We start from the raw sequence: 9,324 nt of genomic DNA on the forward strand, positions 1-9,324 counted from the left end.
CCGCCCCTTATGCCACGGCGGCGGCGGCGCGCACGCCTTCGATCATGCTGGTCTTGAGCAGATGCGCCCGCGCCTTCGCCGGATCGGCCGCCGTGGCGCGCAGCTCCGCGAATCGCGCGGCGCGGGCCAGGGGGTCCTTCTCCTCCAGGTTCTTCTTGTTGGCGATGGTCATGGCCTGGAGGAAGGCCTCCGCCACATGGCGCCGCTGGCGGTCATAGCGGGCGAGGCCATCCTCGGGCGCGCCCTGCAGGGCCTGGGTCAGGCGCTCGGCGGCGAGGAAGGCGTCATGGATGCCGAAATTCATGCCCATCCCGCCGAGCGGGTTGTTCACATGCGCCGCATCCCCGGCCAGCAGCACGCGGCCCTTGCGGAAGGTGCCGGCAACGCGCTGGTGCACGGCGTAGAGGTTGGTGTGCACCACCGGGAACTCGCCCTCCTGCGGGATCAGCGCGCGCACCCGGGCTCCGGCGGCGGCGAAATCCAGCAGCGCGGCCTCCTCGGCCTCCGGGTCGGTGGGGAAGACGATGCGCCACAGGCCCCCCGGCCCCTTGGGTGGGGCTTTCCCGGGCACCTTGAACAGCGCGCACCAGGTCTCGGGGTCCGAGACGTAGGAGGAGATGGCATAGCCCTTCGCCGCCATGTCCTCGGTGGTGGTCACCACCAGGAAGCGCTCGCGATAGGTGAAGCCCTCGAAGGGGATCTGCTGGGATTTGCGCACCACGGAGCGCCCGCCATCGGCGCCGAGCAGGTAGCGCGCGCGATGCACCTCGCCCGCCTCGGTGGTGACGCTGACCCCTTCGGCATCCTGCGCGGCATCGGCCACGGCGACGCCCCAGCGGATCTCGGCATGCGGGAAGGCCGCGAGGTGCTTCAGCAGGATGCGACAGAGCTTGTGCTGCTCGCATTGCAGGCGGAACGGATAGGGCGTGACATCGGCCAGCAGGCCCAGATCGAACTCCGCCACCACGCCTTCCGCCCGGCCGCGGAACTGCCAGACCGGTGCCACGATGCCCTGGGCGAGCAGGTCATCCGTGACGCCCGATTCCGTGTAGAGCTCCAGCGTCGGTGGGTGGATGGTGGCCGCACGCGGATCCTCGAAGGGCTCCGCATGGCGTTCCAGCACGCGCACGGAAACGCCGGCCCGCGCCAGCATCAAGGCGGCGGTGAGGCCCGAAGGCCCGGCGCCGGCGATCAGTATCTGGGGCAGGACCTGCGGCGTCATCAGAACTCTTCCAGGATGCGGCCATGGCCTTCGATACGGTCGGTGATGCCGGTGCGGCGCAGCGCATCCCAGCTCAGCACCGTGTTGATGGCGAGCACCGGCTTGCCCAGCCAGCGCTCGGCCTCCGCCGCCACGGCACTGCCGGCGAGGTTGGTGCCGACCTGCACCAGCGCCTCAATATCCGGGCCGTTGAGCTCGATCAGCGATTCGCGGATCGCCTGGGGAGAGACCTGCGCGATCTCGCGCGGCGAAGGGCATTTCAGGCCCTTGAGGCGCACCACCTCGAAGCCCGCCTCGGCGAACCAGGCCTGCACCATGGCGTCGCCGCGCGGCTGGTGCGGGGTGAGCACCGCGATCCGCTTCGCGCCGAACCGCTCCAGCGCGGCGGCGGTGGCGAAGCTGCCCATGGAGACGCCGACGCCGGATTTCTGCTCAAGCTCGGCCGTCAGCGCCTTCGACGCCGCGAGCCCGCCCCAGAAGGCCTCGAGCGCCACGCCCATCACCAGATGTTCGGGCGCGCAGGTCATCACCTGCTCGATCGCCGCCCCCAGACCGTCGCGCATCGCCTGGACATGTTCGAGAAAAGCTTGCTCGGAGGTCAGCGGCCGCTCCTTGATGGAGACCCGTGCGAGATGGAAGGTGACGCCGCGCGGGCGCAGCGCATCGACTTCCGGCTGCACGATGGTGTTGGTGGAGGGCACAACGAAGCCGATCCGCTTCCGCCAGCCCAATGCATCCGCCATGTCCCCGACTCTCCCGCGCAAGGTCGGCCGAGGCTATCGCCGCGCACCGCCCTTGCCCAGGGCGGCGGCTAGCGCGATTGTTGCAGCGCAATGCGGGCCCCTACCCCGGGGCCTGTCGAGGGAACCGCGACGCGATGGACGCCGCCTATCTGGCCGAATGGGCCAATCTGCTGATCCGCTGGCTGCATGTCATCACCGGCATCGCCTGGATCGGCACCAGCTTCTACTTCATCGGCCTGGACAACCAGCTCGACCCGCCGCGCGACGGCAATCCGCGCGTCAAGGGCGAGCAATGGTCGATTCATGGCGGCGGCTTCTACCACAAGCAGAAATACGCCCTGGCCCCGGAGCGCCTGCCCGAGAAGCTGCACTGGTTCAAATGGGAGGCCTACTGGACCTGGATCAGCGGCTTCAGCCTCTTCGTGCTGATCTATTGGGGCCAGGCGAGCACCTATCTGATCGACCCGGCGGTGATGGACCTCTCCCCCGCCACCGCCATCGCCATCTCGGCGGTGATGCTGGTCTCCGGCTGGGTGATCTACGACCTCGCCTGCCGCTCGAAGCTCGGTGAGAACGAGAACGTGCTGCTCGGCGTGGCGATCGCGCTGCTCGCCGTCTCGGCCTTCGTGGCGTGCAAGATCTTCTCGGGGCGCGGCGCCTTCCTGCAGGTGGGCGCGATGACCGGCACGATCATGGTGGCGAATGTCGCGATGGTCATCATCCCCGGCCAGCGCAAGATGGTCGCCGCCATGCAGGCGGGGCAGGAGCCGGACCCGAAATACGGCCGCTGGGGCAAGCAGCGCAGCGTGCACAACACCTACCTGACGCTGCCCGTGCTGTTCCTGATGCTGAGCCCGCACTACCCCATGACCTGGAGCGGCGAGTGGAACTGGGTGGTGCTGCTGGCCGTGACCCTGGCCGGCGCGCTGGTGCGCCAGTTCTTCGTCGCGCGGCAATTCGGCCGCAACCCGCTCTGGCTGCCGGCGGCCGCGACAGCCGTGGTGGTGGGGCTGATGGTGGTGCTCGCCCCCGCCCGCACCCCGCAGATGGCGGGCGCCGAGGTGCCCCGCTTCGAGGAGGTGCAGGCCATCGCCGCCGCCCGCTGCGCCTCCTGCCACGCCGCGCGCCCGACCGATGAGGCCTTCAGCGCGCCACCCAAGGGCGTGATGCTGGAGACGCCCCAGCAACTCCGCCGCTGGGCGCAGGCGATGCGCCAGCAGGTCGCGACCGAGGCGATGCCGCCGGGCAACCTCACCGAGATCACGGCCGAGGAGCGCGCCAAGCTGCTTGCCTGGGTGGCTGCCGGGGCGCCGCTGCAATGAAGGCCTCGGCACTCACCACGCATATCCTCGACACCGCCACGGGCAAGCCGGCGGCAGGGGTGAAGGTGGAGCTCTACCGCATCGACCCCGCCGGCCCGGTGAAGGTGACGGAACGCCTGACCAACAGCGACGGCCGCACCGACACGCCGCTGATGAGCGCCGCGGATTTCATCCCCGGCCGCTATGAGTTGCGCTTCCACATCGGCGCCCATTTCGGCGGCGCGGGCTTCCTCGATGTCGTGCCGATCGCGGTCACGCTTGCCGCCGGCGAGGGGCATTACCACGTCCCCTTGCTGTGCACGCCCTGGTCCTACGCCACCTATCGCGGCTCCTGAGGCGCTTGTAGTCTTTCGCGGGCTTTCGGGGGAAACGGTAGGCATGGGCATCAAGGTCGCGGTGATCGGCGCGGGCACGATGGGCCACGCGCTCGCCGTGGTGTTCGCGCTGGGCGGGCATGAGGTGCGCCTCACCGATTCCTCCATGGCCACGCTCGACAAGGCCGGCCCGCTGATGGAGGCCGCGCTCGCCACCCTCGTCGCCGCCGACGAGGCGCCCGCCGCGGCCGATGCCGAGTGGCTGCATGGCCGCGTCACGCGCCTGCCCACCCTGGCTGAGACGGTGGAGGAGGCCGACCTCATCCTCGAGGCGATCATCGAGCAGCCCGAGGCCAAGCGAACCCTGTTCGAGCAGATCGACCGCCACGCCCCCTCGGCCGCGGTGATCGCGAGCAACACCAGCTACCTCGACCCCTTCCCGCTGATCCCCGCCCGGCGCCAGGCGCGGTCGCTGATCATGCATTGGTACACGCCGCCCTATCTGGTCGATCTGGTGGACATCGTGGGCGGGCCCGAGACCGATCCGCGCGTCGTCGCCTTCGCGCGCGACTTCTGTGAGGGCATGGGCAAGATGCCCGTGGTGATGCGCAAATTCATCCCCGGCTATGTCGCGAACCGCGTGCAATCCGCCATCGGGCTCGAGGTCCAGAAACTGCTCGATGAGGGCATCGCCTCGGCCGAGGAGATCGACACCGCGATCATAGAGGGCATCGCCCTGCGCCTGCCCATCCTGGGCGTGCTGGCGAAGGCGGATTTCACCGGCCTGGGTTTTACGCAGACCAGTCTGAAGAACCGCATGTATGAACCCCCGCCGGTGCGCGGGCGCTCGGACACGGTGGACCGGTTGGTGGCGGAGGGCCGCACCGGCGTGATGGCGGGTGCGGGCTTCTACGATTGGGGTGGACAGGACCCGACCACGCTGTTCGAGGCGCGGGACCGCCGCCTGCTGGAATTGAAGCGCGCGCTGCGCGCCATCGGCACCATGGCGGGAGCAGGACGCAAGCCATGATCACCTACGACCTCACCGGCAAGACGGCGCTGGTCACCGGCGGCGCCTCCGGCATCGGGCTCGCCACCGCGACGCTGCTGGCGAAGAGCGGCTGTTCCCTGGCCGTGAACTTCCTCGCCGGCGACGCACGTGGCCCGGCTGCCGTGGCGCAGCTTCAGGCGCTGACCAATGCGCGCATCCTGCCCGCGCCGGGCAATGTCGCGGACGCCGCGGATGCCGCACGCATGGTCGGCCAGGCCGTGGCGGATCTCGGGCGGCTCGACTACCTCGTGAACAATGCCGGCACGCCGGGCACGCAGAGCGCCATCGCGCCGCATGAATTCGACAGGCTCACGGAAGAGCTGTGGGACGCTGTGCTGGAGGTGAATCTCCGCGGCGTCTTCCGCTGCGCCAAGGCCGCGGGGCCGGCGCTACGCGCGGCGGGGGGTGCCATGGTGAACATCGCCTCCATCGCCGGCATCAATTCCGCCGGCTCCTCCATGGCCTATGGCGCGACCAAGGCGGGCGTCATCAGCCTCACCAAGAACCTTGCGCGCGGCCTGGCGCCAGAGGTGCGGGTGAACGCGGTCGCCCCCGGCGCAGTCGATTCCACCTGGATGATCGAGTGGACGCCCGAGCAGCGCCGCGCCTCCATCGAGAACGCACTGCTCAAGCGCCGCTGCACGCCCGAGGATCTGGCCGAGGTCATCGTCTTCCTGCTCGCCGGCGCGGCGATGGTCACGGGGCAGACGGTGGTGGTGGATGGCGGGCTGACGGTTTGACCCTCGCCGTGCCCTCGCCCTGCATCCGCATCTGCAAGCTCGACCCCGCGCGGGGCATCTGCCTGGGCTGCGGGCGCAACATGGCGGAGATCTCCGCCTGGCCGCGCGCCACGGCGGAACAGCGCGCCGCCATCCTCGCCGCCGCCGCCGAACGGCGCGCGACTCTACCGTAGGGCAGGTGCGGCCACGCCCTCGAAGGTGATGCGGCAGCGCACGCCGCCGGGCAGCGCGCGGTCCGCATTGGGCAGGGTGAGCCGCACGCCGAAAGTGCCGCTCGCCGCGTCGAAGACGTCATCCACCACGCGGATCTCGGCGCTGTAGACCCCACCCACCGGCGGGTCGGGCCGCACCGTGGCGCTCGTGCCCAGCCGCACGCGCCCATGCAGGCGCACCGGCAGGAAGGTCTCGACATGCAGCGGGTCGAGCTGCGCCACGGAGAGGATGTGATTCTCCTGGTTCACATACTCGCCGGGGCCGAGGTTGCGCCCCGTCACCACGCCATCGACGGGGCTGCGGATGGTGCGCTGCTCCAGCGCGGCTTCCACGCGCTGCGCCTCGATGCCCGAGAGGCGGCGGTTCAGTTCGGCCAGCGCCACCTCGCTGGCCGCGATCTGGGCATTGGCGCGCAGCTCCTCGAGCCGCTGGGTGGAGACGACGGAGCGTTCATGCAGGCTCGCCGCCCGCGCCAATTCGCTGCGGATCTGGTCGAGCCGCGCGCGCCGCGCCTCGACCTCCGCGGTGCTGACGGCGCGCGCGCGGGCGAGTTCGAGCGTCGCGGCCTCCACCGTGCTTTCCATCCGCGCCACCACCTGCCCGCGCGTCACCGCCTGGCCGCGCTCGACCTCGATGCTCGCGATGATGCCGGTGATGGGACTGCTCAGGCGCAGCGTGAGCGAGGGCTCGATGACGCAATCGAAGCTCTCCTGCGCCAGGGCGAGGCCCGGCAGCAGCGAAAGCCCGAACGCCATAAGGCAGAGTTGGCGCCTCATTCCACTTCCCCCGCGAAGGCCAGCATGGTGCCGAGCCGGCGTTCCTGTTCCAAGAGGTCGATGCGCGCGCGCCGATGCGCCCGCATGGCGCGCGCCTGCGCGGCATCGAAGAGCCAACGGGCCCCCCACAGGCCGAGCCAGCGCGCCGGATGCGCCGGCACAAGCGCCAGAAGCGGGTCGCGCAGCGAGAGGATCGCCTCCGCGCTGCCCGGCAGGCCGCGGCGCCCGGCCCGGCCTTCGAGCTGGCGGTCGATGCGGCGCGTGTCGTGGCGCTCGGTGAGGATGACATGCAGCCCACCCGCCTGCGCGACGCCCTCGCCCAGCAGGATGTCCACGCCACGCCCGGCCATGTTGGTCGCCACCGTCACGCGCCCGGCCTGGCCGGCGGCGGCGATGATGGCGGCTTCCTCGGCATCCTGCTCGGCGTTCAGCACGGCATGGGCGATGCCCGCCGCGTCCAGCACGGCACTCACCGCGCGCGAGGCCGCGACCGAGCGCGTGCCGACCAGCACGGGCCTTCCCTGCGCCGTGACCTCCGCGACGCGCGCCGCCACGGCCTGCCATTTCGCCTCCTCATCGGCCAGCACACGCAAGGCGCCGCGTGCGAGGCGCGAGGGGCGGTGCGGCGGCACGCGCGCGACGCGCAGCCGGTAGACGCGCCAGAACTCGCCCCGCGCCTCGGCCGCCGTGCCGGTCATGCCGGCCAGCAGGCGGTAGCGGCGGAACAGGCGCTGATAGGTCATGCGCGCGAGGGTGAGCTTGCGCGTGGTGACCGCAACACCCTCCTTCACCTCCATGATCTGGTGCAGCCCGTCGCTCCAGGAGCGGTCGGCCATGATGCGGCCGGTGTTCTCGTCCACGATCTCGACCTTGCCCTCGCGCACCACATACTGGTCGCCGGCATGGAACAGCGCGCGCGCGCTGAGCGCCTGGCGCGCGGCTTCCTCGCGCCGGATGCGCCCGGCCCAGATGCCACCCAGCCGCTCGCCCCTCTCGGCGAGGTACCTGCGCCCGGCCTCGGTCAGCTGCACGCGGCGTTCCTGCAGCAGGACGCGGTAGTGCTGGCCCTCGACCAGCGCATCGGCCAGCGCGAGCGCGGTCTCCGCCCATTGCCGTTCGGCCGCCGCATCGGTCTCGCGCGAGATGATCAGCGGCGTGCGCGCCTCATCGATCAGCACGCTGTCGGCCTCATCGACGATGGCGAAGTCGAGGCCACGCAGCACGACCCCTTGCGTCGGCGCCGCTTCGCCCAGCACCGCGCGCAGCTTGCGCCGCGCGGGGCCCATGGCGCGGCCGAGCGCGAGGCGATCGCGCAGATAGTCGAAGGCAAGCTCCTTGTTGGCGGCATAGGCGATGTCGCAGCGATAGGCCGCGCGCCGCGCCGCCGGGGCCATGCCGTGCAGCACGGCGCCCACGCTCAGGCCCAGCGCGGCGTAGAAGGGGCGCAGCGCCGCGGCGTCGCGCTCGGCGAGGTAGTCGTTCACCGTCACCACATGCGTCGCCCTGCCCGACAGCGCGGCAAGGCCGGCGGCGAGCGCCGCGGTCACGGTCTTGCCCTCGCCCGTATCCATCTCGGCGATGCGGCCATCGAGGATGGTGAGCGCACCGAAAAGCTGCACGTCGTGATGCCGCAGGCCAAGCTCGCGCCGCGCGACCTCTCGCAGCAGCGCCGCGCCGCGCGGCAGCAGGGCGCGCACCAGGCCCTGGCGCCGCAGGGAATCGCGCAGCACGCGCAGTTCCGCCTGCAGCGCGGTGGCGTCGAGCGCGGCGATCCCCGGTTCCAGCGCCGCGGCCTCGCGCACCACCTGCCAGGCGGTACGCGCGCGTGCCCGCGCGGCCAGCGCGCGGGGCGCGGCGAGCACCGCCGTCTCGACCCCATCGAGCCAATGCGGCTTGGGATCCGCCCGCTCAGGGTAGGGGTCGAGCGCGGGCGGCGCCCAGGCGGCCAGCGCGGTCATGCCACGCGCCGGCGTTTCAATGGACGGCGGCGGGCTCGGCCAGGGCAGGCTCAGCCGGTGCCGGGGCGGGCGCCGGGGCGGCTGCCGGCGCCTGCGTCAGTTCCAGCATGTCCTGGAAATGGCGCAGCGAGGCGAGGTGCAGGAAGCTGCACTCCATCTCATCCTTCGCCACCATGTCGGCCAGCACATCCGCGGGCAGGGCCTTCAGCTTGGCGCGGTCGATCACCATGAAGCCGGAGAGGGAGCGCTGCTCGCCGCCGCTCAGCGTGAACTGCGCCTGCATCGGCTGCAGCAGCTTGAGTTCCAGCAGCCGGTCGCAATAGGCCCGCGTGCGCTGGAAGCGCGCCTGGTAGTCCTGCAGGAAGCCCAGCACGGTGCGCAGGTACTGCGTCTGCTCGCCATCCGCGTCGAACAACTTCTCGCCGCGCCCGGCCTGGTTGCAGCCGCTGAAGGTCTCGTCGATGTGCAGCGTGAAGGTCTTGCCCTCCGCATCCTGGGAGAAGACGAAGGGGTAGCGGCGCACGAAGGCGGGGATGTACTTGCCGCTCCACTTGCCCTCGGGCGTGACGTGCAGGTTCTGGTTGTCGCGCACACCCAGGATGACGGCGGGGAAGACCGACTGCTCATTGCCGGCGAAGACCACCGGGTATTCGGCCGCGGCCTGCGCGAATTCGATGGCGGTGACAGGCACGGAATTCACATCGGCCGCGAAGCTGTAGCTGTCGCCGGTCTTGACCGACCAGTCCTTGTGCCGCTGGAAGCTCACCGGCACCGCGGTGCGGTAGAAAAGCTGCTGGGTCGCCATGGTCAAATCCCCTCCTGTCCTCGTTACGGCCGGGTCGCGCTGCCCGGACGTCCTGCACATTGAGCCCCGAAAACGCGCGGCCTGTGTTTCAGCCCGATGCAACTCAGCTTCAGGATGTTTCGCCGCGCTGCGCGGGAGAGGGTGCCTTCGGGCGGGACAGGCTGGCAATGGGCGGCGCGG

General features: G+C 70.8%; 10 protein-coding genes. 5 read left to right on the forward strand and 5 right to left on the reverse strand.

Annotated elements, in window-relative coordinates:
* Positions 1-7 precede the first annotated feature (7 nt).
* Together AC2D9U_RS02410 and AC2D9U_RS02415 are read right to left on the reverse strand one after the other, a co-directional pair.
* Positions 8-1,222: an FAD-dependent oxidoreductase gene (locus tag AC2D9U_RS02410; protein ID WP_484746069.1), complete on the reverse strand. Its 1,215-nt coding sequence runs from the start codon at positions 1,220-1,222 to the stop codon at positions 8-10.
* Positions 1,222-1,965, reverse strand: coding sequence for a maleate cis-trans isomerase family protein (locus AC2D9U_RS02415; protein WP_484746072.1), 744 nt, complete (start codon positions 1,963-1,965; stop codon positions 1,222-1,224). The genes AC2D9U_RS02410 and AC2D9U_RS02415 overlap by 1 nt, the downstream gene beginning before the upstream one ends.
* Before the next feature lie 134 nt (positions 1,966-2,099).
* Between AC2D9U_RS02415 and AC2D9U_RS02420 the strand changes: the two genes are divergently transcribed.
* The 5 genes from AC2D9U_RS02420 to AC2D9U_RS02440 are packed head-to-tail and all read left to right on the forward strand — an operon-like array spanning position 2,100 to position 5,565.
* Positions 2,100-3,287 carry a urate hydroxylase PuuD gene (locus AC2D9U_RS02420; RefSeq protein WP_484746075.1) on the forward strand — a complete coding sequence of 396 codons (1,188 nt, stop codon included), beginning with the start codon at positions 2,100-2,102 and terminating at the stop codon, positions 3,285-3,287.
* Entirely contained in the window at positions 3,284-3,622 is a 339-nt protein-coding gene (gene uraH, locus AC2D9U_RS02425; protein WP_484746078.1) for a hydroxyisourate hydrolase, read from the forward strand. Before AC2D9U_RS02420 ends, uraH begins: the two co-directional genes overlap by 4 nt.
* A gap of 43 nt (positions 3,623-3,665) precedes the next feature.
* Positions 3,666-4,631: a 3-hydroxyacyl-CoA dehydrogenase family protein gene (locus AC2D9U_RS02430; protein WP_484746082.1), complete on the forward strand. Its 966-nt coding sequence runs from the start codon at positions 3,666-3,668 to the stop codon at positions 4,629-4,631.
* Entirely contained in the window at positions 4,628-5,392 is a 765-nt protein-coding gene (locus tag AC2D9U_RS02435) for an SDR family NAD(P)-dependent oxidoreductase (RefSeq protein ID WP_484746085.1), read from the forward strand. The genes AC2D9U_RS02430 and AC2D9U_RS02435 overlap by 4 nt, the downstream gene beginning before the upstream one ends.
* Positions 5,393-5,400: 8 nt before the next feature.
* Entirely contained in the window at positions 5,401-5,565 is a 165-nt protein-coding gene (locus AC2D9U_RS02440) for a DUF1289 domain-containing protein (protein WP_484746088.1), read from the forward strand.
* Here the strand turns inward: AC2D9U_RS02440 and AC2D9U_RS02445 are convergent.
* Genes AC2D9U_RS02445 through AC2D9U_RS02455 form a run of 3 tightly spaced genes read right to left on the reverse strand, consistent with a single transcriptional unit; the run spans position 5,557 to position 9,144 of the window.
* On the reverse strand, positions 5,557-6,360 hold the full coding sequence (locus tag AC2D9U_RS02445; RefSeq protein WP_484746091.1) for an efflux RND transporter periplasmic adaptor subunit: 804 nt from the start codon (positions 6,358-6,360) through the stop codon (positions 5,557-5,559). The two genes, AC2D9U_RS02440 and AC2D9U_RS02445, sit on opposite strands and share 9 nt — an antisense overlap.
* Positions 6,361-6,377: 17 nt before the next feature.
* The gene (locus AC2D9U_RS02450) at positions 6,378-8,339 is read right to left on the reverse strand and encodes a preprotein translocase subunit SecA (RefSeq protein ID WP_484746093.1); all 1,962 of its coding nucleotides are present in this window, start codon (positions 8,337-8,339) and stop codon (positions 6,378-6,380) included.
* A 16-nt stretch (positions 8,340-8,355) separates the two neighbouring features.
* A complete protein-coding gene (locus AC2D9U_RS02455; protein ID WP_484746097.1) occupies positions 8,356-9,144 on the reverse strand; it encodes a SapC family protein in 789 nt (262 codons plus the stop codon).
* Between the last annotated feature and the right edge of the window lie 180 nt (positions 9,145-9,324).

Source organism: Roseomonas sp. TF40 (assembly GCF_057219975.1).

Bases quoted from the DNA above. Each gene is read 5' to 3' on its own strand.
- AC2D9U_RS02415 (WP_484746072.1), bottom strand. From the start codon at position 1,965: ATGGCGGATGCATTGGGCTGGCGGAAGCGGATCGGCTTCGTTGTGCCC.
- AC2D9U_RS02430 (WP_484746082.1), top strand. From the start codon at position 3,666: ATGGGCATCAAGGTCGCGGTGATCGGCGCGGGCACGATGGGCCACGCG.
- AC2D9U_RS02455 (WP_484746097.1), bottom strand. From the start codon at position 9,144: ATGGCGACCCAGCAGCTTTTCTACCGCACCGCGGTGCCGGTGAGCTTC.
- AC2D9U_RS02445 (WP_484746091.1), bottom strand. From the start codon at position 6,360: ATGGCGTTCGGGCTTTCGCTGCTGCCGGGCCTCGCCCTGGCGCAGGAG.
- AC2D9U_RS02435 (WP_484746085.1), top strand. From the start codon at position 4,628: ATGATCACCTACGACCTCACCGGCAAGACGGCGCTGGTCACCGGCGGC.
- AC2D9U_RS02420 (WP_484746075.1), top strand. From the start codon at position 2,100: ATGGACGCCGCCTATCTGGCCGAATGGGCCAATCTGCTGATCCGCTGG.
- AC2D9U_RS02450 (WP_484746093.1), bottom strand. From the start codon at position 8,339: ATGACCGCGCTGGCCGCCTGGGCGCCGCCCGCGCTCGACCCCTACCCT.
- AC2D9U_RS02410 (WP_484746069.1), bottom strand. From the start codon at position 1,222: ATGACGCCGCAGGTCCTGCCCCAGATACTGATCGCCGGCGCCGGGCCT.
- uraH (WP_484746078.1), top strand. From the start codon at position 3,284: ATGAAGGCCTCGGCACTCACCACGCATATCCTCGACACCGCCACGGGC.